Source organism: Stenotrophomonas ginsengisoli (assembly GCF_001431485.1).
Taxonomy (GTDB): domain Bacteria; phylum Pseudomonadota; class Gammaproteobacteria; order Xanthomonadales; family Xanthomonadaceae; genus Stenotrophomonas; species Stenotrophomonas ginsengisoli.
The window spans coordinates 156,785-180,516 of sequence record NZ_LDJM01000021.1 but is presented as its reverse complement, the minus strand read 5'-3'; the positions used below and the strand labels follow the sequence as shown (position 1 = coordinate 180,516).

Here is a 23,732-nt window from a genome sequence, read left to right as displayed (position 1 = left end):
GGGTATGGTTCAGGGCTGTCTTTTTGTGCCGATATCGGCTTTATGGATGTCCCCATTCTCGGCATTGCCCTGGGGCGGCGGGAGGAGGCGGCGGTGCAGGCTGGCCTGACCCGCCGGAGCGGGTGCCCGTCCTGTGCGCCAAGGGGGGCATCGGTGGGCCTGGCCAGGAATCACCGCTGGCGCTCCGGCCGGAGGATGCCGCAGGCGACGCGGGCAGGGTGGGGTTGACCGGTACCGGCTCAGTTGCGCGGCGGGTGCCCGGCGAGGGTGCGCGCACCGGTGATGATCATGCGGATCATGTGCGACATCTGCTCGATCAGCTCTTCATCGCGGGTCGGCGGCAGGTCCAGGGCGGTGCCGCCCATGGCGAAGATCAGGCGGGTGATGGCCTTGGCCGCCAGGGCCGGTTCCAGCAGCACCGCGCCGTTGTCGGCGGCGGCCAGGCGGATCAGGTCCAGCTGCAGCTCGTCCTCGAAATACCCCAGCTGGCGGTCCACCGCCTGCTTGTAGGCATCCGAGCCGGCGGTGCCTTCGCGCAGCAGCACGTGCATCAGGCGGTCGTCGGCGCGCAGCTGCTCCATGAAGGTTTCCACCGACAGCCGGACCACGCCGCGGTCCGAGCCGGCCGCGCGCTGTCGCGCCTGGCCGATGATCGTGCGCAGCGACAGGCCGGCGCGCTCGATCAGGGCCACGGTCAGTTCGTCCATGTCGCGGAACTGGCGGTAGAAGGAATTGGGCGCGATGCCGGCTTCCCGCGCCACTTCGCGCAGGCTCAGGGTGGAGACACTGCGGTGTGGCCCGATCAGCGCCAGCGCGGCGGCGAGCAGGTCGTCACGGGAAATGCCTGCCTTGCGGGGCGCTGGCGTATCCAGATCGTTGGCCGGTGCGTTGGTTGTCATGGGGGCTGTCGCGGTCATCTGCATGAATGATAGCGCGCTTGGCAATATACAACTGTATACACGCATGTATGCGTGGCCGTATAGTTCGGCCCCATGAAATACCGCTACCACAACCCGACCCCGCCCCCGATCCCGTGGGTCACCGAGGCCTTCTTCGATTTCTGGTCGACCCGCCTGCATCCGTTGTGGACCCTGCGCCGTCCGCTGGCCCAGCTGGTCAGCCGACGGGCCGAAGGCAGTGCGGCGGTCACCGTGGTGCTCAAGCCCAACGCGCACTTCGGCGCTATCCAGCCGGGTCAGCACATCAACCTCACCATCGAGGTGGATGGACGCATGACCACCCGTTCCTACAGCCCGACCCGGCTGGCGGACGGCAACCTGGAAGTGACGGCCAAGCTGGTCAGTGGTGGCAAGGTCAGCGCGCAGCTGGCCGGTGGCCTGCCCATCGGCGCCACCGTGGGCATCAGCCCGGCCTTCGGCGCGATGACCGTGGCCGATCCGGCAGCGCAGCCGTTGCTGCTGCTGGCCGCCGGCAGTGGCATCACCCCGATGCGCGCGCTGCTGCGCCAGCTCGATGCGGCCGGCATGCCGCAACCGGTGCATTTGATCTACTGGATGCGTCAGCACCGCGAACAGTGTTTCGCCGTCGAACTGGCCAGCCTGGCCGCCCGCCACGCCAATTTCAGCGTGCAGCTGGCGGTGACCGGCGATGCCGACGCGCCCGCACCGCGGGTGGGCGGTTTTGATTTCTCTGCCGTGGCCAACCTGCCGGCATGCCGGGTGCTGGCCTGTGGCCCGGCCGGGTTCGTGCGTGCTGCCGGGCAGCGCCTGGATGGCCAGGTGGCCGATTTCATGGCCGAGGCCTTCAGCCTGCCGGTGGTCGATGACAGCCAGGCCGGTGAGGTCGAGCTGCAGCTGGCCCGCAGCGGCCGCCGCCTGCGTGTGCCGCGTGGACTGCCGTTGCTGGCCGCGCTGGAGGCACAGGGCATCAACCCGCCGGCCGGTTGCCGGATGGGCGTATGCAACACCTGCACCTGCGAAAAGCGCGAAGGCGTGGTGCACAACGTGCTCAATGGCGATGTCACCGCGGAGCCATCGACGGCCATCAAGCTGTGCGTGAACCGCGCCAGCACCGACCTGATCCTGGAGTTGTAAGCATGTCTTCGGTTAACAACCGCCCCCTGACCGCGGCAGATCTGGATGCCTTCGGTGCCGAACTGGATGCGCTGCGTGCGCGCCATGTGGCGACCCTGGGCGATGCCGACGCCCGCTACATCCGCAAGATCGAGGCGGCGGTGCGCTGGATCGGTGTGGCCGGCCGCGTGGTGCTGTACGCCGCTGCCTTCTCGCCGCTGTATGCAGCCAGCCTGCTGTGGCCGCTGGGCATTGCCGGTGCGGTGCTGCTGGGCCTGTCCAAGATCCTGGAGAACATGGAGCTGGCCCACAACGTGATGCACGGCCAGTACGACTGGATGGGCGATCCGTCCCTGCAGGGCAAGACCTACGAATGGGACATCGCCGGCACCTCGGAAAGCTGGCGCAAGACCCACAATTTCAGCCACCACACCTATACCAATGTGCGCGGCATGGACGATGACATCGGCTACGGCCTGCTGCGCATCTTCCCCGAGCAGCGCTGGCACCCGTTCTTCCTGATGCAGCCGGTGATCGCGGTGATCTTCGCGCTGTATTTCCAGTGGGGCATCGCCATCCAGGACCTGCGCATCGGCCGCCTGTTCCTGGGCCGCATCACCCTGCGCGAGCTGTGGCAGCAGTCCCAGCCGGTGCGCCGCAAGGTGACCAAGCAGCTGCTCAAGGACTACGTGCTGTTCCCGGCCCTGGCCGGCCCGTTCTTCCTGACCGTGATCCTGGGCAACCTGGTGGCCAACGGCATCCGCAATGTGTGGACCTACGTGGTGATCTTCTGCGGCCACTTCACTGCCGATGCGGAGACCTTCCCCAAGGAATGTGTCGAGAACGAAAGCCGTGGCCACTGGTACCTGCGCCAGCTGCGCGGTTCGTCCAACCTGACCGGCGGCAAGTGGATGCACATCATGACCGGCAACCTGTCCCACCAGATCGAGCACCATTTCTATCCGGACGTGCCGGCCAACCGCTATGCGGCCATGGCCGTGGAAGTGCGCCAGATCTGCGCCCGTTACGGCCAGCACTACAACACCGGCTCGATGGCCCGCCAGTTCGGCCAGGTGGTCTGGCGCATCCTGCGCCACTCGCTGCCGAGCAAGCCCAAGGGCAAGCAGGCACCGCTGGTTTCTGCTCCGGTTGCCTGAGTTTCATACCTGACCCAACCCCCGCCTTGTGCGGGGGTTTTTTGTGCGTGGGGTTGCTGGCAGGTGTGCGGATGCGCCGCTGCGTGCGGGGCTGGCGCTGCGGCGCCAGTCCGGTGCCGGGCCGCTGGATGGCCAGTGCCGTGCACTGGTATGTCGTGCTTGTTTGCGTGCTGCTGGCCCGAGCAGTGTTGGGGTGGGCAATGCCGGCCAGTGGGCGATGGCCGATATGCACAGGCCCCGCCTTGCGGCGGGGCCTGTATTGACTGCGGGATAAGGCCGTGGCTCAGGCGGCCGGAACCGGGCTCAGGCGCGCCCGGCCAACGCGCCGACGCTCCAGGTCCAGCACGTCCAGCTGCCAGCCATCGACCTGGATGCTGTCACCGGCCTGCGGCAGGCGCTGCAGCTGGTGCAGGAACAAGCCGGACAGGGACACATAGGCGCTGTTGCGCGGCAGGGCGATGCCGGTGGCGCGCTGTACGTCCTCCAATGCCAGCGAGGCATCGATGATCCAGCTGCCGTCATCCTGCTGCTGGCTGCCCCAGTCGGCATCGCGGGTGTCGGCCAGGTCGCCGGCGATGGCGGCCAGCAGGTCGTTGGCGGTGACCAGGCCCTGGATGTTGCCGTACTCATCGACGATCACCGCCAGCGCAATGGGGTGCTCGCGGATGCGTTCCAGGGCGCGCAGGGCAGTGGTGTTTTCCGGCAGGGTCAACGGCTCGCGCAGGTGTTCGGCCAGCACCAGCGGCTTGCCGGCAATCAGCCCGGCCAGCAGGTCGCGGCTCTGCACCACGCCCTGCAGGTTGTCCAGCTCGCCGTCGCAGACCAGCAGGCGGGTATGCGGCGAATCCATCAGGCGCTGGCGGGCATGCTCGTTGCCGCGTCGTGCGTCGATCCACTGCAGATCGCCGCGCACGGTCATCACGCTGGTCACCGAGCGTTCGCCCAGGGTCAGCACCGAGCGGATCATGTCGTGCTCGGCCGCTTCCAGGCCGATCTCGCGGTCTGTCTGGGTGCTGCTGGCACTGGCGGCGGCAGGCGTGGTCTCGCCGATCGGGCGGGCACCGAGCAGGCGCAGGACGTTGTTGGCAGTGCGCTCGCGCAGCGGCACCTTGCGTTCGAGCTTCTCGCGGCGGTGGCGCGACAGCTGGTTGAATGCCTCAACGCCGATCGAGAAGGCGATGGCGGCATACAGATAGCCCTTGGGAATCTTGAAGCCCAGGCCTTCGGCGACCAGGGCAAAGCCGATCATCATCAAGAAGCCCAGGCACAGCACCACCACGGTAGGGTGCTTGCCGACAAAGGCGGTGAGCGGCTTGCTGGCCAGCATCATCACGCCGACGGCGATGATCACCGCAGCGACCATCACGCCCAGCTGGTCGACCATGCCCACCGCAGTGATCACCGAGTCCAGCGAGAACACCGCATCGAGCACCACGATCTGGGTGATCACCAGGCCGAAGCTGGCGTAGGCCTTGTTGCCACCCTCGGCATGGGTGGTGCCTTCCAGGCGCTCGTGCAGCTCCATGGTGGCCTTGAACAGCAGGAACAGGCCGCCGCCGAGCAGGATCAAATCACGCCAGGAGAAGGATTTTCCCCATACGGAGAACAGCGGCTCGACCAGACCCATGATCCAGGACAGGGCAAACAACAGGCCCACGCGCATCAGCAGGGCCAGGCCCAGGCCGATCAGGCGGGCCTTGTCGCGCTGCTCCGGCGGCAGCTTGTCGGCCAGGATCGCGATGAACACCAGGTTGTCGATACCCAGGATGATTTCCAGCACGATCAGCGTGGACAGGCCCAGCCAGATGTTCGGATCCGATAACCATTCCATACAGGGGTTTCTACAAACAAAGGGCCTTCATTCTGGCAATGCCCTGTTACGCATTGATGACAGTCATCACGCCTGGCTGAGCACCACCTGGTTGCGGCCGGCATGCTTGGCTTGATACATCGCCGCATCGGCGCGGGCCATCAGGCGCTCGTAATCCGGGTGGCCGTCAAACGCGGCCACGCCGATGCTGGCGCTCAGCGGCAGGCCGGTGCCATCAGGCAGCTGCAGCGGTTGGTTGGCGATCAGCTTGCGCAGGTTTTCGGCAATCGCGCAGGCCTGCCCCTCGTTGACTCCGACCACCACCGCCACAAACTCCTCGCCGCCGTAGCGGAACAGGTAATCGCTGCCACGGGTGTACTGGGACAGGGTGGCGGCCACCTGCTGCAGGGCGCGGTCACCGGTTTCGTGGCCGTGGTTGTCGTTGATCTGCTTGAAGTGGTCCAGGTCGATCAACAGCACCGCAAAGCTGCTGTTGTTGCTGTTGCCCAGCTCGATCTCGCGGCGCAGTACGGTGGGCAGGAAGCGGCGGTTGAGCAGGTTGGTCAGGGTGTCGCTGCCCGAATCGAGCTGGCCGATGCGCTCGAACAGCATGCCCTGCAGGTGGTGGATCTGGGCCAGGCGCTGGCGGATCTGCTCCAGGCAGGGCAAGGGCGGCAGCGCATTGCCGGTCTGCTGGCGGGCCAGCAGCTGGTCGATCTGTGCAATCAGTTCCAGGGTGTGGTCGGTTTCGCTGCTCTGGCCAAAGCTGGGAATGCCCTTGTGCACGAACCACAGGCCGAATTCGGCGCCGGCCAGTGGCTCCACCGAGGCCAGTCCGGCCGGTCCGGCCAGGGCGTACAGCAGCTGGTTTTCCCAATCCAGCAGCAGGGCACGCTGGCGCTCGCGTTCGGCGCTGATGTTCTGGATCAGCGAAAACAGGCGGTAGGCCGCATCGGCCCGGGCCGAACGTTCGCGCGAACGCGAATAGGCCAGGGTCATGCCCTCCTGGGCAATGCCGATCGAGCACAGCAGGGTGGCGATGGCTTCGTGGGCCAGGGCCGGGCTGGTTGCCCGCTGCACTGCTGCATCGACCAGGGCCAGCTTGATCACGCGCATGCCGCGCAGCACCAGGTCCACCGGGATGCCGACGCGGGCGTGCACATCACCGATCACGTTCTGCTGCTGCAGCAGGGCATCGACATGCCCGCTGCGTGCGCACAGCACCTGCTGCAGCCAGCGCTGCAGGGCCGGCTGCAGGCGGTGGCGGACCTGTTCATGGTCCAGGAAGCGGTTGGCGCGGCTGTCATCCATCAGCACGGCATAGAAATGCCGGGCCAGGCTGTCGGGGGTGTCAGCGGCCAGGGCGTCGAGCAGGGCGAAGGCCTCGGCACTGGTGGTGTCCAGGCGGGCCAGCCACGCCTGGCGCAGGGGCGCGGTGAGTTCGCCTTGAGGGGCTTGCGGGGACATCAGCAATCCGATGCAACGTGTTGCTTGTGGGGTATCAGGGTTGTATCGGCCGCAAATGCTGGCATTTGAGTGGCCGCGGCGGCCTGGCCGTGACGTACGGCCAGCAGGGTTCAGCTGGCAGATACAGTACGGCCTCCCGCAGGCGGCCGTGTTGGCATGCTGGCGGCGGCGGTCAGCCAGTGCGCAGGGCCGGGTTGTCCCAGCCCGGGCGCGGGGCGAAGCGGTCGCCGTAGCGGGCCTGCAGGGCCTTCAGGCGGGCCACCAGCACGTCCGGGCCGACGCTGCGGATGTACTGGATCGGGCCGCCGTGGAAGGGCGCAAAGCCGGTGCCGAAGATCACCCCGGCATCGAGCAGGTCGGCATCGGCCACCACGCCTTCGTGCAGACAGGCCACCGACTCGTTGAGCAGGGGCAGGATCAGGCGGTCTTCCAGGTCGCTCGGTGCCTGCGCATCCTTGCCCAGCGGGGGCTTGATGGCCTTGCCGTTCTCCCACTTGTAGATGCCTTCACCATCCTTCTTGCCGCGCTTGGCAGGATCGACGGTGGCAAGCGCGGCCGGGATCTGCAGGCCCAGGAACGGGGCCAGCTCGCGGCCGACGCCGGCGGCCACGTCCAGGCCCACGGTGTCCAGCAGCTCGATCGGGCCCATCGGCATGCCGAAGTTGACCGCCGCCTTGTCGATCAGCGGGCCGGCAATGCCTTCGGCGTAAGCGTTGGCCGCTTCGAGCATGTACGGGAACAGCACGCGGTTGACCAAAAAGCCCGGGGTGCCGGTCACCGGCACCGGGAACTTGCCCAGGGCCTTGCAGAAGGCGGCCAGGCGACGCTCGGTGTCTGCGGCCATGCCGTCGTGGCGGATGATCTCCACCAGTGGCATCTGCGCCACCGGGTTGAAGTAGTGCAGGCCGGCAAACTGCGCCGGGCGCGCGATGTGGTCGGTCAGCTCGTCCAGCGGGATGGACGAGGTGTTGGTGCTGAGCAGGGCGTCGGCCTTCATCGCCGGCTCCAGCTGCGCGTACAGGTCACGCTTGGCCTGCGGGTTCTCGATGATCGCCTCGATCACCAGGTCGGCCTTGGCCGCGCCGGCGCCGGACAGGTCACCGCTCAGGCGGGCGGCCACTTCCGGACGCTTTGCCGGATCGCGCACCTTCTTCTCGAACAGGGTCTGGGCCCGGGTCAGGGCGCCATCGATGAAGCGCTGCTCGCGATCCTGCAGGGTCACGTTGAAGCCCTTCAGCGCCGAGAAGGCGGCGATGTCACCGCCCATCACGCCGGCACCGACCACGTGCACGTGGGCGATGCCCGAATCCTTGCCGCCCAGGCCCTTAAGGCGCTCGGACAGGAAGTAGATGCGCATCAGGTTGCGTGCCACCGGGCCGGAGGCCAGCTTGACCACGGCACGCTTTTCCGCGGCCAGACGCGCACCGATGCCGGCACCGCCGGTCTTTTCCCAGGCGCTGATGGCCGCATACGGGGCCGGGTAGTGTGCCTTCCTGGCCTTGCGTGCGACCTGCTTGGCCATCTGCGGGGCCAGCAGCTTGCGTGCCGGCCAGGTGTTGGTGGCCCAGGCGGTGGCGCGCTGCTTGAACGGGCGCACGGTGCCCTTCAGGGCCATGGCCGCGGCGGCGTCTTCCAGCAGCGGCAGTTCCACCACCTTGTCCACCAGGCCATTGCCGCGCGCGGCCTTGGCCGACAGGTTGCGGCCGGTCAGGATCATGTCCATCGCCGCCGGGGCGCCGATCAGCTGCGGCAGGCGGGCGGTACCGCCCCAGCCCGGGATGATGCCCAGCTGCACTTCGGGCAGGCCGATGCGGGCGTTGTCGGCGGCCACGCGGTAGCGGCAGGCCAGGGCCAGCTCGGTACCACCGCCCAGGCAATGGCCGTGGATCGCCGCCACCGTGGGCACGCGCAGGCTGGCCAGCTTCTGGTAGATGTTCTGGCCGCGGGCGATGGCATCACCGACCGTGCCCATGGCGTCGTACTGCTGGAATTCCTTCAGGTCCGCGCCGGCAATGAAGCCGGCCGACTTGGCCGAATTGATCACCACCCCGCGTGGCGGGTCGATGGCGATGCGCTCGATCAACGCATCCAGTTCCAGCAGCACGTCCTGGGACATGGCATTGACCGCGCTGTCCTTGCGGTCGAGGGTGAGCACGAGAATGCCGTCTTCGCGCAGACGGGTGTGCCAGTGATTGAAGCGGAGCCCATCAAAGCCTGGGAGCATGGGACGTTCCATTCGGTTGTGTATGGATAAGGTGGCTATCATCGGAAGGATGTTCACCGTCCGTCAAATTTTTTGTCCGTCACCCCTGTGTACGCTTGCCCGGACAGGTTGGAACAACTGCGGTTAAATCCGGGTAGGTGAAGTTTTTCGCCAGCGGCGGGAACTTCTTGGTGAAACGGCAGTCTCAATGCCCGACGACAGGCTGGGCGGGAAGGAGCTTTGGCCCGTATGGCCGACGTACAAATGCCACAAGAACCCGATCACACCCTGGTCGGGCGGGTACAGGCCGGTGAGCGCGCCGCCTTCGATGTGCTGGTGCGCCGCCACCAGCACCGGGTGCTGGCGGTGATCGGTCGTTACATCGCCGACTGGAGTGAATGCCAGGACGTGGCCCAGGAAGCCTTCGTGCGCGCTTTCCGCGCCATCGACAGCTTCCGTGGCGACGCCCAGTTCTCGACCTGGATGCACCGTATTGCCGTGAACACCGCCAAGAACCACCTCACCGCACAGAACCGGCGCCCCCCGGCCGCTGACATCGACCTGATCGATGCCGAGGTGGTCAACGACAGCGCCCGTCTGCGTGATACCGACACCCCCGAGCGCGAGCTGATGCGCGAGCAGGTGGAGCGCTGCGTGCTCGCCGCGGTGGCGCAGTTGCCTGCCGACTGGCGCCAGGCCTTCGAGCTGCGCGAGGTGCAGGGCCTGAGCTACGAGCAGATCGCCCAGACCATGAACTGCCCGGTGGGCACGGTGCGTTCGCGCATCTACCGTGCCCGCGAGGCCATTGACCAACACCTGCGTCCGCTGCTGGAGGGGCGCAGTGCCACCCGTGAACGGAGCCGAGCATGAACCCGAACTCGTCTGACCACGACCATGACCACGATCCCTTGCTGGGGCGTGTGGATGCGCTGCACCGGCAGCAGCTGTCGGCCTTGATCGACGGTGAGTTGTCGGCCGACCAGGCCCGCTTCCTGATCCGCCGGCTGGAGCACGACCAGGAGCTGTCGGCCTGCCAGGAACGCTGGCAGATGGCCGGTGATGTGCTGCGCGGCCAGCTCGGCGCGGTGGCCCCGGCCGACTTTGCCGCCCGCGTGGCCCTGGCCCTGCCGCCGGCCGCTGTGCAGCCCCGGTCGGCAGCCGGCAGCCGGGCCCGGCAGTGGCGCTGGGCCAGCGGCGGCGCACTGGCCGCCGGTCTGGCCCTGGTCGCGGTATTGCTGCTGCCCGGGCGGGCCCCGCCAGGCACGCCTTCTGCCTTGCTGGTGTCCGAGCCGGCCGCCGCCGTGCTGCCGGCACCGCTCGCCGAGCCGGCCGTTTCCCCCCAGGCCACGTTGCCGCCGGTGGCAACCCCGGCCGCACCGGTGCAGGTGGCCGTGGCGGCCGCGTCGAAGGTCACGCCGCGCCGGGCGCAGGCCGCATCCACGCCGGCCCGCCGCGTACGCTCGGCAGCGCAGCCGGATCCGGCCGCCGCCACGCAGATGCTGGCGGCACAGGCGCCGGACGACAGCGTGGCCTCGCCGTTTGCCCTGCCGGCCGAACCGACGCAGGCGCGGCCTTGGCCGCGCTCGCAGCTGAGCCGGCCGGAGGCCTTCAATGTCAGCCTGCCCGGGTCCGGCAGCCCGTTCGCACCGCCGCGCGATGCGGCCGCCAGCAGCCACTGGCCGCCGGCACCGCAGCCGTGAGGCCGTCCTGATCCATCTTTCCCTCATCCATGCCCACGGCGGTGGCAGCTGTCAGCGCCCTGAATTGCCCTTTCGTCACGAGGTATCACCCGGTATGAACCAGATCACCTTGCGCCCGCGCGCGTTGTCCTTGTCGTGCCTGCTGGCCCTGTGCCTGCCGCTGGCGGCCTGCGCCAAGCCCGAAGCCCAGACGCCCGCCGCTGCCGCGCCGATTGCGACCCCGGCCGCGCCGGCCGCGCCGCTGGTCAGCGGGTTGCCGGACTTCACCCAGCTGGTGGACCGGGTCGGCCCGGCCGTGGTCAATGTGGAAACCACCATCGTGCGCAACCGCCAGGCCCGCCGTGGCGGCCCGGACATGGACCAGATGCCGGAATTCTTCCGCCGCTTCTTCGGCCCGGAATTCGGCTTCCCGGGTGAGGGCCAGGAGGGCGGGGCGCCGGAAATCCGCGGTCGTGGCATGGGTTCGGGCTTCATCATCTCCGCCGACGGCTATGTGCTGACCAACCACCACGTCATCGACGGCGCTTCGGAGGTCAAGGTCAAGCTGTCGGACCGCCGCGAATACACCGCCACCGTGGTCGGCTCCGACGCCCAGTACGACGTGGCCCTGCTCAAGCTCGATGCCAAGGACCTGCCGGTGCTGGCCATCGGCGATTCCAACCGGCTCAAGCCCGGCCAGTGGGTGGTGGCGATCGGCTCGCCGTTCGGCCTGGACCACTCGGTCACCGCCGGCATCGTCAGTGCGGTGGGTCGCAGCACCAGCGCCGAGCAGCGCTATGTGCCCTTCATCCAGACCGACGTGGCGATCAACCAGGGCAATTCCGGTGGGCCGCTGCTGGACGTGTCCGGCCAGGTGGTGGGCATCAATTCGCAGATCTTCTCCGCTTCCGGCGGCTTCATGGGGATCAGCTTCGCCATTCCGATTGACCTGGCAATGAGCGCGGTGGAACAGATCCGCAGCAGCGGCAAGGTCAGCCGCGGCAGCCTGGGTGTGGCCGTGGGTGCGGTCAGCGCCGAGATGGTGCAGGGCTTCGGCCTGCCCGACAGCCGCGGTGCCCTGGTCAACGAGGTCGTGGCCGGCAGTGCCGCCGCCAAGGCCGGGCTGGAGGCCGGCGATGTGATCCGCGCGGTCAACGGAGTGGCCGTGGGCAGCGCCTCGGACCTGCCGCCGCGCATCGGCCTGATGGCCCCGGGCAGCAAGGTCGAGCTGGAAGTGCTGCGCGAGGGACGCCCGCGCAAGCTCAGCGCCACCCTCGGTGTGCTGGAGGAAGATGCCCAGCGTCCGGGCAGTGCGCCGGAGCGCAGTGCCGCCCCGGCCGCGCCGCAGACCGGTTCGGTGGCCCTGCTCGGGCTGGAAGTGGTCGAGCTGACCGAGGCGCAGCGCCGCCAGGCCGGGCTGGACGCCGGCCAGGGCGTGCGTATCGCCCAGGTCAGCGGCGGCGCCGCGCGTCAGGCCCAACTGGCCCCGGGCATGGTGATCCTGCAGGTGGGCCGCAACAAGGTCGGTTCGGTGGCCGAGCTGAACCGCCAGCTGGGCGGCTACAAGAAGGATGACGTGGTCATGCTGCTGGTCCGCGCCGGTGGTTCCAACGCATTTGTCGCGGTCAAGGCCGGGCAATAAGAGGTGGTGGGCACAGGATCCGGGCAGGGAAGCCCGGGCCCTGTGTGACTGTCCGGTACAGGCGGGGCAGCGGCCAGCCAGCAGGCGTGCGATAATGCCCCGTTATCTTTGACGACGCTTCGCCACGCCGCCGCCCATGTCCCACGATTCGATGCAGTTCATCCGCAATTTCTCCATCATTGCCCACGTTGACCACGGCAAGTCCACCCTTGCCGACCGGATCATCCAGATGTGCGGTGGCCTGCAGGCGCGCGAGATGGAGGCCCAGGTGCTGGACTCCAACCCGATCGAGCGCGAGCGCGGCATCACCATCAAGTCGCAGTCGGTGTCGGTGCCTTACACCGCCCGCAACGGCCAGACCTATTACCTGAATTTCATCGACACCCCCGGGCATGTGGACTTCTCCTATGAAGTCAGCCGCTCGCTGGCCGCCTGCGAGGGTGCGCTGCTGGTGGTCGATGCCGCCCAGGGCGTGGAAGCGCAGTCGGTGGCCAACTGCTACACCGCCATCGAGCAGGGCCTGGAAGTGGTGCCGGTGATCAACAAGATCGACCTGCCCACCGCCGACATCGACCGCGCCAAGAGCGAGATCGAGGCAGTGATCGGCATTGATGCCTCCGACGCGGTGGCCGTGTCGGCCAAGACCGGCCTGAACATGGAAGAGGTGCTGGAGGCCATCGTGCACCGCATCCCGCCGCCGGCCGACCGTGGCAGCAACAAGCTGCAGGCGCTGATCATCGACTCCTGGTTTGACAACTACCTGGGCGTGGTCTCGCTGGTGCGCGTGATGCAGGGCGAGATCAAGGCTGGTGACAAGATCCAGGTGATGTCCACCGGGCGCTGGCACCAGGTCGACAAGGTCGGCGTGTTCACCCCCAAGCGCAAGGAAACCAAGTCCCTGCGCGCCGGCGAGGTGGGCTGGATCAATGCCTCGATCAAGGACGTGCACGGCGCGCCGGTCGGCGACACCCTGACCCTGCTGGCCGACCCGGCCCCGGAACCGCTGCCCGGCTTCCAGGAAATGCAGCCGCGCGTGTTCGCCGGCCTGTTCCCGGTCGATGCCGAGGACTACCCGGACCTGCGCGAAGCGCTGGACAAGCTGCGCCTGAACGATGCCGCCCTGCGCTTCGAGCCGGAAAGCTCCGAGGCGATGGGCTTCGGCTTCCGTTGCGGCTTCCTGGGCATGCTGCACATGGAAATCGTGCAGGAGCGTCTGGAGCGCGAGTACAACCTGGACCTGATCAGCACCGCGCCGACCGTGGTCTACGAGGTGCTCAAGAGCGACGGCTCCATCGTGATGATGGACAACCCGGCCAAGCTGCCGCCGATCAATACCGTGGATGAAATCCGCGAGCCGATCATCCGCGCCAACATCCTCACCCCCGAGGACTACATCGGCAGCATCATCAAGCTGTGCGAGGAAAAACGCGGTACCCAGATGGGCATCAACTACATGGGCAGCCAGGTGCAGATCAGCTACGAGCTGCCGATGGCCGAAGTGGTGCTGGATTTCTTCGACAAGCTCAAGTCGGTCAGCCGTGGCTACGGCTCGCTGGAATACCATTTCGTACGCTTTGACGCCGGCCCGTTCGTGCGCGTGGACGTGCTGATCAACGGTGACAAGGTCGACGCCCTGTCGCTGATCGTGCACCGCAGCCATGCCGACCGCCGCGGCCGCGAGCTGTGCGAGAAGATGAAGGACCTGATCCCACGCCAGCAGTTCGACGTGGCCATCCAGGCCGCCGTCGGCGCCCAGATCATAGCCCGTACCACGGTCAAGGCCATGCGCAAGAACGTGCTGGCCAAGTGCTATGGTGGCGACGTTTCGCGCAAGAAGAAGCTTCTGGAAAAGCAGAAGGAAGGCAAGAAGCGCATGAAGCAGGTCGGCCGTGTGGAAATTCCGCAGGAAGCCTTCCTGGCCGTGCTGCAGATGGACAACAAGTAAGCCTGGCACTTGCCCCGGCCTTCCGGGGCAGGGCTCGATGGTGACAAGGAACCTGCATGCAACTGTTCAAGTTTTTCGAGATCGCGCTGGTCGTGCTGACCCTGGGCTCTGGCTTGGTGCTGTTGTTTGACCGCCTGTACTGGCGCAAGCGCCGTCTGGCCTCGGCCGGTCTGCTTGACGATGGCAGCGAGCCGGTCCTGCTGGACTGGTCACGCTCCTTCTTCCCGGTGCTGGCGGTGGTGCTGGTGGTGCGCAGCTTCATTGCCGAGCCGTACCGCATCCCGTCCAGCTCGATGATGCCCAACCTGCTGATCGGCGATTTCATCCTGGTCAACAAGTTCTCCTACGGCCTGCGCCTGCCCATCACCAATGCCAAGTTCATCCCCACCTGGGAACCGGAGCGGGGCGATGTGGTGGTGTTCAAGCCGCCGCATGACCCGGACCAGAACTGGATCAAGCGCATTGTCGGCCTGCCCGGCGACCGCGTTGGCTTCCACGGCAATACCCTGTACCTGAACGGCGAGCCGGTGACCTACCAGCTCAAGGGCAGTTATGTTGGCCAGGGGCCGGGGGCGGACATGACCGGCAAGTCGCTGCTGGTGGAGAACCTGCCCGGTCGGGAGCACACTGTGCTGGAAGACCAGCGCTTCGTGCATCCGTTCGGCCAGGGGGACTGGGTCGTGCCGGAAGGGCAATACTTTGTGATGGGCGACAACCGCGACCACAGCGAGGACAGCCGTTTCTGGACCCAGACCAGCTTCCTGCCCGACCAGCTGCTGCGCGGCAAGGCCTTCGTGATCTGGCTCAATTGCCAGGACTGGTTCTGCAAGGGGAGTTTTGATGCCTCGCGCATCGGGACACGCATTCAATAACGCGGCCGCTGGCCGTTTCTCCGGGGAAAGATGAGATGAATCGCAAGCAGCAGGGCATCACCTTGACGTCCTTTCTGGCCATCCTGGTGGTGGTGGGTTTTGCCTTGTTCGTCGGCATGAAGCTGTTGCCGATGTACCAGGAGTTCTATGCGGTCAAGAGTGCAATGAAGGGCGTGGCCGGTGAGCCGGGCAGTGGCAACATGGATCCGGCGCGTGCCCAGGACCTGTTCTTCCGCCGCCTGGACATGAGCTACTCCGACAGTGTGAAGCCGCGTGATGTGAAGTTCGAACGCATCGCCGGTGGTTGGAAAATGAAGGTCAACTACGAAGTCCGCAAGCCGATGATGGGCAACCTGGACGTGGTTGGCCATTTCGAGGCAGAGCAGGAGCTGACGCGAAGCGGTGGCAACTAAACAGATTTACATGAAGGACCGGATCAGCCATCGTTTTGCCGATCCGGCCCTGCTGGCACAGGCGCTGCGTCATCGCAGCGCCGGGGTGCCGCACAACGAGCGCCTGGAGTTTCTGGGCGACAGCATCGTCAACATGCTGGTGGCGCAGACCCTGTTCGAGCGTTGGCCCAAGGCCGACGAGGGGGCACTCACGCGTGCCCGCTCGACCCTGGTGTGCGAGGGTGCACTGGCGGTGATTGCGCGTCAGCTGGAGCTGGGCCCGCGTCTGGTGCTGGGCCCGGGGGAATTGAAGTCCGGCGGTTTCCGTCGTGATTCGATCCTGGCCGATGCGGTGGAGGCGGTGATCGCGGCGATCTACCTGGATGCCGGTTTTGACGCCTGCCGCCAGGTGGTGCTGCCCTGGTTCGAGGCGTCCATTGCCGCGTTGCCGGCGACCGGCAAGCCGGACAAGGACCCCAAGACCCGGCTGCAGGAATGGCTGCAGGCCCGGCAGAAACCCCTGCCACACTATGAACTGATTTCCGAGTCCGGCGACGATCACGCCAAGCACTTCCATGTGCGGTGTACCCTCGTCGATCCGACCCTGGCGAGCGAAGGCGAGGGAACCTCGCGGCGCATCGCCGAGCAACAGGCAGCCGCTGCTGCCCTGGCCCTACTGGAACCGAAGTGAGCGACAACCCGAATCATCGTTGCGGCAGCGTTGCCGTCATCGGCCGGCCCAATGTCGGCAAATCCACCCTGACCAACGCCCTGGTCGGGGCCAAGGTGAGCATCGTCTCCAACCGTCCGCAGACCACCCGGCACCGCCTGCTGGGTATTGCCACCTTCCCGGAAGGGCAGCTGGTGATGGTCGACACCCCCGGGCTGCACAAGGTGCAGAAGCGGGCGATGAACCGGGTCATGAACCGCGCCGCCCGTGGTGCGCTGGAAGGCGTGGACGTGGGCCTGCTGGTGATCGAGGCCGGGCGCTGGGACGAAGAGGACGGCCTGGCCTGCAAGGTGCTCGAGGACGCCGGCATCCCGGTGGTGCTGGTGGTCAACAAGATTGACCGGATCAAGGAAAAGGGTGAACTGCTGCCGTTCATTGCGCAGATCAGCGAAGGGCGCAACTTTGCCGCCGTGCACCCGATTTCGGCGCAGAAGCACAAGGGTCTGGAAGCCCTGGTCAAGGACGTGATGGCCCTGCTGCCGCTGGCCCCGCCGATGTTCGGCGAGGACGAAATCACCGATCGCAGCCAGCGTTTCCTGGCCGGCGAACTGGTGCGCGAGCAGTTGATGCGCCAGCTCGGCGAAGAATTGCCCTATGCCACCACGGTGGAGATCGAGCGTTTTGCCGAGGACGGCAACCTGCTGCGCATCGGTGCGGTGATCTGGGTCGAGCGCGAAGGCCAGAAGGCGATCGTGATCGGCAAGGGCGGTATCCGCCTGAAGGAAATCGGCGCCAAGGCACGTATCCAGATGGAGCGTCTGTTCGGCGCCAAGGTCTTCCTGGAAACCTGGGTGCGCGTGCGTGAAGGCTGGTCGGATGACGAATCCGCACTGAAGGCCTTCGGTTACGAGTAAGCCTGCCGTGGCCGGTGTGGATGCCAGTGCACAGCTGGTGCAGACGCCGGCCTTTGTCCTGCACACCCGGCCGTGGCGCGAAACCAGCCTGCTGGTGGAAGTGCTCAGTTCACGCCATGGCCGCCTGGGCATCATTGCCCGCGGCCTTTCCGCGTCGCGCGCGCAGCCGCTGCGGGCGGCGTTGCAACCCTGGCAATGGCTGGGGCTGGGCTATGTGCCCAAAGGCGAACTGGGCCAGTTGCGCAGTGCCGAGGCACTGGATACCGCACCGCGCATGCTCGGGCCGGCCTTGCTGCCGGCCTTTTATGTCAACGAACTGGTCCTGCGCTTGGTGCCGCGCCAGGACCCGCTGCCCGACCTGTACCGGGCTTATGCCGAGGTGCGTGAGCAGTTGGGCGAGGGGCGTGGTCTGGCCTGGGCCCTGCGCCGTTTCGAGCGTGACCTGCTGGCCGGGCTGGGCATCGGCATGGATCTGTCCTGTGATGACCATGGCCAGGCGCTGCAGGCCGATGCCTGCTACCGCCTGGATGCCGAGCGTGGGGTATGTCTTGCCCCGGCCGCTAGCCGTGATCCGGTGGTGGAGGGGGGCGCGCTGTTGGCCCTGGCCGCTGACCGCTGTCCGGATCCGAGCGCCTTGGCCAGCCTGCGCCTGCCGATGCGCGGCCTGCTGGCCCATCACCTGGGGCCGCGCGGGCTGCAATCCTGGCAGATGGCCACCAGCCTGGCGCGCTGAACGCCGGCGGGGTTCACTGGCCCAGCAGTTGCTGGATGGCCTGGTTGAGATTGTTGCGGGCGTGGTGGTTGTGCGGTTGCTGCTGCAACTGGGCCGCGGCAGCGCCGAGGCGGGCCGCACCGACGAAGCCGCAGCTGGCCTGCAGGCGGTGCAATTGCTGGCGCAGCTGGCCGGCATCCTCGCTGGCCATGGCCTGGCTGATCGCATTGCGCACGCTGGGCAGTTCGCCCATGAACAGGTCACGCAGGGCCTTGATGTGGGATTGCTGCCCGTTCAATGCCGACAATGCGCGCTGCTCATCCCAGGTCGGCAGGTTTTCGCTGGCCTGGCGCGCAGCAGGCAGGGCGGTGCGCACGGCATCGAGCAGGGCCTGACGGCCCAATGGCTTGACCAGCACGTCGGCAAAGCCGTCCGCGCGCAGTTGCGTGGCCAGGACCGGACTGAGGTCGGCGGTATGGGCCAGGGCCGGGGTATCGGCCGCACGCCGGCGCAGGCTGGCCAGCAGGTCACTGCCGCGGCCGTCGGGCAGGTTCACATCGATCAACCACAAGGCATGCTCGTGCGTCGCGGCCAGGGCCTGCGCCTCGTGCGCAGTGGCGGCCCAGTCCACCTGGGCGGGAAGGCTTTCCAGTACAGCCTGCAGGAAACTGCGGCTGACCAGGTCATCTTCGACCAGCAGCAGACGGAGCGGGGGTGTGGTGGGGTCTTGCATGGCTGTCATCCATTTCAGCTGTGTCAATTCTGTGGCACTGGCTGTGCGCGTGCAACGCCGGCAGGTGGCATCTGCGACAATGGCCCCCCTTTTGTTCAGTTCCTGTATCGCCGTGGCCCGATCCCGCTCCCGTATTGACAAGACCCCCTTCCAGACCGAGATCCTGGATCTGAGCCACGATGGGCGTGGTGTCGCCCGCCGTGATGGCGAGGGCGGCAAGGTCACCTTCATTACCGGGGCGTTGCCGGGCGAGACGGTGATGGCCGTGCAGAGCGCGGTCAGCCGCCACTTTGACGAAGCCCGCACGGTGGAGGTGGTCACCCCGTCGCCGTACCGGGTGCAGCCGCGTTGCGAGCATTTCGGCGTGTGCGCCGGCTGCGTGCTGCAGCACCTGGACGAAGACCAGCAGATCGTGGCCAAGCAGCGCGTGCTGATGGACAACCTGCAGCGTATTGGCCATGTCAGCCCGGGTGAGGTGCTGCCGGCCCTGGTTGGCGAGAGCTGGGGCTACCGCCGCAAGGGACGTTTTTCGGTGCGCCGGGTGGAAAAGAAGGACAAGACCCTGGTCGGCTTCCGCGAGCTGGACCCGCGTTTTGTGGCCGACATCAGCCAGTGCCATACCGTGATCCCGGAAATCGGGACCAAGGTGGCGGTGCTGTCGGCCTTCATCGAAACCCTGGACGGCAAGCGCGATATCCCGCAGGTCGAGTTCATCGGTGGTGATGCCGCCATTGCCCTGACCGTGCGCCACCTGCAGCCGCTGAGCGACGCCGACAAGGCCGCCTGGGTGGGCTTTGCCCAGGAGCATGGCTTTGCCATTTACCTGCAGCCCGGTGGCAATGAAACCGTGCACCCGCTGTGGCCGGAAGCCGGCGCGGAGCTGTCCTTCCACCTGGCACCGTGGAATGTGGAGCTGGTGTTCCGTCCGCTGGACTTCATCCAGGTCAACGCCAAGCTCAATGTGGCCATGATCCAGCGCGCCATGGAACTGCTCGATGCCCAGCCCGGCGAACGCGTGCTGGACCTGTTCTGCGGCCTGGGCAACTTCACCCTGCCGCTGGCGCGTGGTGTGGCCCAGGTGGTGGGTGTGGAAGGTGATGCCGGCCTGGTGGCTCGTGCCCGTGAAAATGCCCAGCGCAACGGCCTGGACAACGCCGAATTCTTCGCTGCCGACCTGACCCAGGACCAGCGCAACGCCGAGTGGATGAAGCAGGGCTTTGACAAGCTGCTGCTGGATCCGCCGCGCTCCGGCGCCATCGACGTGCTGCAGCAGCTGCCGCTGGAGCAGTTCAAGCGCATTGTGTATGTCAGCTGCCACCCGGGCTCGCTGGCCCGCGATGCCGGCTATCTGGTCAACGAGCGCGGCTATACCCTGGTCAGTGCCGGTGCGATGGACATGTTCCCGCATACCGCCCACGTTGAATCGATTGCCGTGTTCGAGAAGCGCTGAGCCGATGGCCATCGAGATCGAACGCAAGTTCCTGGTCACCGCTGACGCCTGGAAGACCCAGGCCCATGCGGTGATCGAGATGGCCCAGGGCTATCTCAATGATGTCGGTGCGATTGAATCGGGTACCCAGAAGGCCTCGGTGCGCGTGCGCATCGAGGGTGAATCGGCACGCTTGAACATCAAGTCGCGCGAGCTTGGCCACAGCCGGCAGGAGTTCGAATACCCGTTGCCGGTGGCCGATGCGCGGCAGTTGCTGGAACTGTGTGTCGGTGGCCTGGTGCACAAGCGCCGGCACCTGGTCCAGGTGGGCCTGCACCTGTGGGAAGTGGATGAGTTCCTGGGTGACAACGCTGGCCTGGTGGTGGCCGAGATCGAGCTGGACCACCCCGATGAGGCCTTTGCCAAGCCGGTCTGGGCCGGCGCGGAAGTCACCGACGAGCAGCGTTACTACAACCTGGCCCTGGCCGATCGCCCGTACAGCCGCTGGAGTGCGGCCGAACGCGGTTGATGCGGTCCTGGCTGCCTGCCACTGCCCGAGGAGGGTGCTGTGATCACCATTGATATCTGGTCCGACCTGGCCTGCCCGTATTGCTGGATCGGCAAGCACCGCCTGCAGGCGGCACTGGCCGAACTGGGCCCGCAGTTCGGCCCGGTGCAGGTGAACTGGCGCGCCTTCCAGCTTGATCCGACAGCCGGTCTGATGCCGGTGCCGTTGCGCCAGGCGTATGAGGCCAAGTTCGGCGGCGCGCAGCGCACCGAGCAGTTGCTGGCCAACGTCCAGGCCCAGGCCCGCGCCGATGGCCTGGCCATGGATTTCAGCCAGGGGCAGGTCAAGGTCAGTACCTTGCCGGCGCATCGTCTGCTGCAGCAGGCGCAGGCGCAGGGAGCCGATGTCCACGCCGTGGCCGAGGCCCTGTTCAGTGCCCACTTTGCCCATGGCCAGAACCTGGCCGATATCCAGGTGCTGATGGCTGCCGGCGCTGCCGCTGGCCTGGATGCGGCGCAGGTGCAGGACTGGCAGGGCAGTGACCAGGGGCTGGCTGAGTTGCAGGCCGAAATGGCCCAGGGCCAGCAGGCCGGGATCCGCTCGGTGCCGACTTTCGTGATCAACCAGCGCTGGGCCATCGCCGGCGCGCAGCCGGTGGCCGGCTTCGTGCAGGCCCTGCGCCAGATTGCCGCCGAGCTGGCACCAGCGGTGGCTGAACCTGGCGCACAGGCTTGCGGGCCGGGCGCTTGCAGCCTCTGACAGGGGCTGGCCGCATCTGCGACAATGGCCGACCGCACCGACCGGTGCGGCTGTACTGGAGAATCCGCAAATGCTGGTGATCGGCGTCGCCGGGACCGAACTGACCGCCACCGAGCGGCAATGGCTGCAACACCAGGCCGTGGCCGGGGTGATCCTGTTTGCGCGCAATTTTGCTTCGCGCCAGCAGGTGGCAGAACTGACCGCCGCCATCCGTGCCGCCAGCCCGCGCCCGTTGCTGGTGGCGGTGGATCAGGAAGGTGGCCGGGTCCAGCGTTTCCGCGACGGTTACAGCGCGCTGCCGCCGCTGCAGCAGCTGGCCGCCGATTTCGACCAGGATGCCGCCGCCACCCTGGCCCGGGTGCGCGAGCATGCCTGGCTGATGGCCAGCGAGATCCGCGCCAGTGGCCTGGACCTGAGCTTTGCCCCGGTGGCCGATCTGGGCCATGGCAACCGGGCCATCGGCAACCGTGCTTTCCATGCCGACCCGCAGGTGGTGTCGCAGTGTCTGGCCGCGTACGTGGCCGGCATGCACGAGGCCGGCATGCCGGCCACCCTGAAGCATTTCCCCGGCCATGGCACGGTGCTGGAAGACACCCATGTCGACATTGCCCGCGATGAGCGTTCGCTGCAGCAGCTGCGCGAGCACGACCTGATTCCGTTCGCGGCCGGTATTGCCGCCGGTGCCGACGCGGTGATGATGGCCCACGTGGTCTACCCGCAGGTCGATGACAAGCCGGCCGGCTGCTCGGCGCGCTGGATCAACGAGATCCTGCGCGGTGAACTCGGCTTCCGTGGCGTGGTGGTCTCCGATGACATCGGCATGGCCGCCTCGTTCCAGGCCGGTGGTGTGGCCGCCCGCGTGCATGCGCATCTGGATGCCGGCTGCGACCTGGTCCTGGTCTGCCATCCGGAGCTGGTCGAACCGGCCCTGGAGGCGGTGCAGGGGCGCCCCCTGAATACGGCTGCGGTGGCCGCGCTGCTGGGCCGTGGCGCCCTGGGCTGGGGCGGCCTGCTCGCCGATGCCCGCCATTCCAGCGCACAATCCCTTTTGTTTGAAACCCTTGGAAGAACCGTCTGATGTCCAAACTCACTCTTGAACAAGCGGTGGCCCAGGCCGACCTGCTGGTTGACCGTCCCACCATCGACAAGGCCATCGGCGCCATTGCAGACGCCATCGCCCGCGATTACAAGGGCGAGATCCCGGTGTTCGTGTCGATCATGAACGGCGCACTGCCGTTCTCCGGCCTGCTCGCCCTGGCCCTGGGCGAACGCGGCCAGGACGTCCAGTTCGACTACCTGCAGGCCTCGCGCTACCACGGCGAGACCGGCGGCCAGCTGGTCTGGAAGCACCGCCCGGTCAGCTCGCTGTTCGGCCGCCGCGTGATCCTGGTCGATGACATCCTGGACGAAGGCTTCACCCTGCAGGGGGTGCGCCAGTGGTGCCTGGAACAGGGCGCCACCGATGTGCGCATCGCCGTGCTGACGGTCAAGAAGCACGACCGCTGCCTGCCCGACGTCAAGGCCGACTACCCGGGCGTGGAGCTGCCGGATCGCTTCGTGTTCGGCTTCGGCATGGACATCGACGAGAACCTGCGCACCCTGCCGGCGATCTATGCGATGAAGCAGGCCTGAGAGGCCGCCACAACGCCAGCCTGAGGGCTGGCGTTGTCCGTTTGCAGGTGCCCCGGCACCATCCTTTGCTGATTTTTCCGGCTGCAGTGCTTGCGGCCGCTTGACCCTGTCTGGAGTGTTATGGAACCCATTGCCCTGGCCGTGATTGGTGGCACCGGCGTGTATGCGCTGGCCCAGCTCGATGATGTCACCACCGTGCAGGTGGATACGCCCTACGGTGCGCCGTCCGGCCCGATCCGCATCGGCAGCCTGGGCGGCCAGCGCGTGGCCTTCCTGGCCCGCCACGGCGAAGGGCATTCGATCCCGCCGCACAAGATCAACTACCGCGCCAACATCGCCGCCCTCAAGCAGCTGGGTGTGGCCCGTGTGCTGGCCCTGAACACGGTCGGCGGCATCAGCGAGAACTGGGGCCCGCAGGTACTGGGCTGCCCGGACCAGCTGATCGACTACACCTGGGGCCGCATCTCCACCTTCTGCGAGGAGGCCGGCAGCGAGGTGCTGCATGTGGACTTCGGTCATCCCTACACCCCGGCCCTGCGTGCCCAGGTGCTGGCTGCCGCCGCACGTGCGGGGGTCAGTGTGGTCGATGGCGGCTGCTACGGCGCCACCCAGGGGCCGCGTCTGGAAACCAATGCCGAGGTGGAGCGTCTGCGCCGTGATGGCTGTGACCTGGTCGGTATGACCGGCATGCCCGAAGCCGGGCTCGCACGCGAGGCCGGGCTGGACTACGCCTGCCTGGCGATCGTGGCCAATTGGGCTGCCGGTTGCGCCGGGGACGAGGAGATCACCATGGCCGAAGTCCTAGCCAATGTGGCAGTTGCGTCGGCCGGCCTGCCAGCAATTGTTAGTGAATTGGTAAACCAGTGATTGATTCGTACGTGATGCTTTTGCATACTTTGGCCGTACGTTGAATTTCGTACATCACCCATTCATCTGTAAAGGTCACGCATTACCATGCCGAACGGTACCGTCAAGTGGTTCAACGACGCCAAGGGATTTGGTTTCATCTCGCCGGAAGATGGCAGCGCCGACGTGTTCGCGCACTTCTCCGCGATCAATGCCAAGGGCTTTCGCTCGCTGCAGGAAGGCCAGCGCGTGAGCTATGACGTGGCCGATGGCCCGAAGGGTGCCCAGGCGTCGAACATTGTCGTGGTCGAATAATCCATTCGATTGCT

The 23,732-nt window shown here is 66.8% G+C and carries 23 protein-coding genes; 18 read left to right on the top strand and 5 right to left on the bottom strand.

Annotation, left to right across the window (positions count from 1 at the left end):
• Positions 1-239: 239 nt before the first annotated feature.
• A complete protein-coding gene (fabR, locus tag ABB30_RS09320; protein ID WP_057638016.1) occupies positions 240-899 on the bottom strand; it encodes an HTH-type transcriptional repressor FabR in 660 nt (219 codons plus the stop codon).
• A 93-nt stretch (positions 900-992) separates the two neighbouring features.
• Here fabR and ABB30_RS09315 point away from each other — a divergent pair, with 93 nt between their 5' ends.
• Positions 993-2,054 carry a flavin reductase family protein gene (locus ABB30_RS09315; RefSeq protein ID WP_057638015.1) on the top strand — a complete coding sequence of 354 codons (1,062 nt, stop codon included), beginning with the start codon at positions 993-995 and terminating at the stop codon, positions 2,052-2,054.
• 2 nt (positions 2,055-2,056) lie between these two features.
• Positions 2,057-3,190, top strand: coding sequence for a fatty acid desaturase family protein (locus ABB30_RS09310; RefSeq protein WP_057638014.1), 1,134 nt, complete (start codon positions 2,057-2,059; stop codon positions 3,188-3,190).
• A gap of 283 nt (positions 3,191-3,473) precedes the next feature.
• Here the strand turns inward: ABB30_RS09310 and ABB30_RS09305 are convergent, their stop codons facing one another.
• The 3 genes from ABB30_RS09305 to ABB30_RS09295 form a co-directional block, all read right to left on the bottom strand.
• Positions 3,474-5,021, bottom strand: a complete 1,548-nt coding sequence (locus tag ABB30_RS09305; protein WP_057638013.1) for a TerC family protein — start codon at positions 5,019-5,021, stop codon at positions 3,474-3,476.
• 66 nt (positions 5,022-5,087) lie between these two features.
• Positions 5,088-6,467: a GGDEF domain-containing protein gene (locus ABB30_RS09300; protein ID WP_057638038.1), complete on the bottom strand. Its 1,380-nt coding sequence runs from the start codon at positions 6,465-6,467 to the stop codon at positions 5,088-5,090.
• A 172-nt stretch (positions 6,468-6,639) separates the two neighbouring features.
• Complete coding sequence (locus ABB30_RS09295) at positions 6,640-8,691, bottom strand: 3-hydroxyacyl-CoA dehydrogenase NAD-binding domain-containing protein (RefSeq protein WP_057638037.1); 2,052 nt, start codon at positions 8,689-8,691, stop codon at positions 6,640-6,642.
• Between the two features lie 228 nt (positions 8,692-8,919).
• Here ABB30_RS09295 and rpoE point away from each other — a divergent pair, with 228 nt between their 5' ends.
• The 9 genes from rpoE to recO all read left to right on the top strand — a co-directional run bounded on the left by rpoE (position 8,920) and on the right by recO (position 17,517).
• Positions 8,920-9,540, top strand: a complete 621-nt coding sequence (gene rpoE, locus ABB30_RS09290) for an RNA polymerase sigma factor RpoE (RefSeq protein ID WP_057638036.1) — start codon at positions 8,920-8,922, stop codon at positions 9,538-9,540.
• Positions 9,537-10,370: an RseA family anti-sigma factor gene (locus tag ABB30_RS09285; RefSeq protein ID WP_057638012.1), complete on the top strand. Its 834-nt coding sequence runs from the start codon at positions 9,537-9,539 to the stop codon at positions 10,368-10,370. Before rpoE ends, ABB30_RS09285 begins: the two co-directional genes overlap by 4 nt.
• A 94-nt stretch (positions 10,371-10,464) precedes the next feature.
• On the top strand, positions 10,465-11,991 hold the full coding sequence (locus ABB30_RS09280; RefSeq protein WP_057638011.1) for a DegQ family serine endoprotease: 1,527 nt from the start codon (positions 10,465-10,467) through the stop codon (positions 11,989-11,991).
• 151 nt (positions 11,992-12,142) lie between these two features.
• Entirely contained in the window at positions 12,143-13,936 is a 1,794-nt protein-coding gene (gene lepA, locus ABB30_RS09275; RefSeq protein WP_057638010.1) for a translation elongation factor 4, read from the top strand.
• Between the two features lie 56 nt (positions 13,937-13,992).
• Complete coding sequence (gene lepB, locus ABB30_RS09270) at positions 13,993-14,808, top strand: signal peptidase I (protein ID WP_057638009.1); 816 nt, start codon at positions 13,993-13,995, stop codon at positions 14,806-14,808.
• Between the two features lie 35 nt (positions 14,809-14,843).
• Positions 14,844-15,221, top strand: coding sequence for a DUF4845 domain-containing protein (locus ABB30_RS09265; protein ID WP_057638008.1), 378 nt, complete (start codon positions 14,844-14,846; stop codon positions 15,219-15,221).
• A 10-nt stretch (positions 15,222-15,231) separates the two neighbouring features.
• Complete coding sequence (gene rnc, locus ABB30_RS09260; protein ID WP_057638007.1) at positions 15,232-15,891, top strand: ribonuclease III; 660 nt, start codon at positions 15,232-15,234, stop codon at positions 15,889-15,891.
• Entirely contained in the window at positions 15,888-16,784 is an 897-nt protein-coding gene (gene era, locus ABB30_RS09255) for a GTPase Era (protein WP_057638006.1), read from the top strand. Before rnc ends, era begins: the two co-directional genes overlap by 4 nt.
• A gap of 7 nt (positions 16,785-16,791) precedes the next feature.
• A complete protein-coding gene (recO, locus tag ABB30_RS09250) occupies positions 16,792-17,517 on the top strand; it encodes a DNA repair protein RecO (RefSeq protein WP_245626469.1) in 726 nt (241 codons plus the stop codon).
• A gap of 13 nt (positions 17,518-17,530) precedes the next feature.
• Here recO and ABB30_RS09245 read toward each other — a convergent pair whose 3' ends face one another.
• On the bottom strand, positions 17,531-18,229 hold the full coding sequence (locus ABB30_RS09245) for a response regulator (protein ID WP_425477391.1): 699 nt from the start codon (positions 18,227-18,229) through the stop codon (positions 17,531-17,533).
• Positions 18,230-18,341: 112 nt separating this feature from the next.
• On the opposite strand from ABB30_RS09245, the gene rlmD reads away from it, so the two are divergent.
• The 7 genes from rlmD (at position 18,342) to ABB30_RS09210 (ending at position 23,718) form a co-directional block, all read left to right on the top strand.
• Positions 18,342-19,679, top strand: a complete 1,338-nt coding sequence (gene rlmD / locus ABB30_RS09240; RefSeq protein WP_057638034.1) for a 23S rRNA (uracil(1939)-C(5))-methyltransferase RlmD — start codon at positions 18,342-18,344, stop codon at positions 19,677-19,679.
• 4 nt (positions 19,680-19,683) lie between these two features.
• Positions 19,684-20,187 (top strand): CYTH domain-containing protein, encoded by a 504-nt coding sequence (locus tag ABB30_RS09235; protein ID WP_057638004.1) that lies wholly within the window; start codon positions 19,684-19,686, stop codon positions 20,185-20,187.
• 42 nt (positions 20,188-20,229) lie between these two features.
• Positions 20,230-20,925 carry a DsbA family oxidoreductase gene (locus tag ABB30_RS09230; protein WP_057638033.1) on the top strand — a complete coding sequence of 232 codons (696 nt, stop codon included), beginning with the start codon at positions 20,230-20,232 and terminating at the stop codon, positions 20,923-20,925.
• 70 nt (positions 20,926-20,995) lie between these two features.
• Positions 20,996-22,003 (top strand): beta-N-acetylhexosaminidase, encoded by a 1,008-nt coding sequence (gene nagZ, locus ABB30_RS09225; RefSeq protein ID WP_057638003.1) that lies wholly within the window; start codon positions 20,996-20,998, stop codon positions 22,001-22,003.
• Positions 22,003-22,557, top strand: a complete 555-nt coding sequence (locus ABB30_RS09220) for a hypoxanthine-guanine phosphoribosyltransferase (RefSeq protein WP_057638002.1) — start codon at positions 22,003-22,005, stop codon at positions 22,555-22,557. Before nagZ ends, ABB30_RS09220 begins: the two co-directional genes overlap by 1 nt.
• Positions 22,558-22,677: 120 nt before the next feature.
• Entirely contained in the window at positions 22,678-23,424 is a 747-nt protein-coding gene (locus ABB30_RS09215) for an S-methyl-5'-thioinosine phosphorylase (protein WP_057638001.1), read from the top strand.
• Positions 23,425-23,511: 87 nt separating this feature from the next.
• Entirely contained in the window at positions 23,512-23,718 is a 207-nt protein-coding gene (locus tag ABB30_RS09210) for a cold-shock protein (protein ID WP_057638000.1), read from the top strand.
• The last annotated feature ends 14 nt before the right edge of the window (positions 23,719-23,732 follow it).

What these genes read in the sequence shown, in the direction of transcription:
- fabR (WP_057638016.1), bottom strand. Translation starts at nt 899, where the DNA reads ATGACAACCAACGCACCGGCCAACGATCTGGATACGCCAGCGCCCCGC.
- ABB30_RS09315 (WP_057638015.1), top strand. Translation starts at nt 993, where the DNA reads ATGAAATACCGCTACCACAACCCGACCCCGCCCCCGATCCCGTGGGTC.
- ABB30_RS09310 (WP_057638014.1), top strand. Translation starts at nt 2,057, where the DNA reads ATGTCTTCGGTTAACAACCGCCCCCTGACCGCGGCAGATCTGGATGCC.
- ABB30_RS09305 (WP_057638013.1), bottom strand. Translation starts at nt 5,021, where the DNA reads ATGGAATGGTTATCGGATCCGAACATCTGGCTGGGCCTGTCCACGCTG.
- ABB30_RS09300 (WP_057638038.1), bottom strand. Translation starts at nt 6,467, where the DNA reads ATGTCCCCGCAAGCCCCTCAAGGCGAACTCACCGCGCCCCTGCGCCAG.
- ABB30_RS09295 (WP_057638037.1), bottom strand. Translation starts at nt 8,691, where the DNA reads ATGCTCCCAGGCTTTGATGGGCTCCGCTTCAATCACTGGCACACCCGT.
- rpoE (WP_057638036.1), top strand. Translation starts at nt 8,920, where the DNA reads ATGGCCGACGTACAAATGCCACAAGAACCCGATCACACCCTGGTCGGG.
- ABB30_RS09285 (WP_057638012.1), top strand. Translation starts at nt 9,537, where the DNA reads ATGAACCCGAACTCGTCTGACCACGACCATGACCACGATCCCTTGCTG.
- ABB30_RS09280 (WP_057638011.1), top strand. Translation starts at nt 10,465, where the DNA reads ATGAACCAGATCACCTTGCGCCCGCGCGCGTTGTCCTTGTCGTGCCTG.
- lepA (WP_057638010.1), top strand. Translation starts at nt 12,143, where the DNA reads ATGCAGTTCATCCGCAATTTCTCCATCATTGCCCACGTTGACCACGGC.
- lepB (WP_057638009.1), top strand. Translation starts at nt 13,993, where the DNA reads ATGCAACTGTTCAAGTTTTTCGAGATCGCGCTGGTCGTGCTGACCCTG.
- ABB30_RS09265 (WP_057638008.1), top strand. Translation starts at nt 14,844, where the DNA reads ATGAATCGCAAGCAGCAGGGCATCACCTTGACGTCCTTTCTGGCCATC.
- rnc (WP_057638007.1), top strand. Translation starts at nt 15,232, where the DNA reads ATGAAGGACCGGATCAGCCATCGTTTTGCCGATCCGGCCCTGCTGGCA.
- ABB30_RS09245 (WP_425477391.1), bottom strand. Translation starts at nt 18,229, where the DNA reads ATGCAAGACCCCACCACACCCCCGCTCCGTCTGCTGCTGGTCGAAGAT.
- ABB30_RS09235 (WP_057638004.1), top strand. Translation starts at nt 19,684, where the DNA reads ATGGCCATCGAGATCGAACGCAAGTTCCTGGTCACCGCTGACGCCTGG.
- nagZ (WP_057638003.1), top strand. Translation starts at nt 20,996, where the DNA reads ATGCTGGTGATCGGCGTCGCCGGGACCGAACTGACCGCCACCGAGCGG.
- ABB30_RS09220 (WP_057638002.1), top strand. Translation starts at nt 22,003, where the DNA reads ATGTCCAAACTCACTCTTGAACAAGCGGTGGCCCAGGCCGACCTGCTG.
- ABB30_RS09215 (WP_057638001.1), top strand. Translation starts at nt 22,678, where the DNA reads ATGGAACCCATTGCCCTGGCCGTGATTGGTGGCACCGGCGTGTATGCG.
- ABB30_RS09210 (WP_057638000.1), top strand. Translation starts at nt 23,512, where the DNA reads ATGCCGAACGGTACCGTCAAGTGGTTCAACGACGCCAAGGGATTTGGT.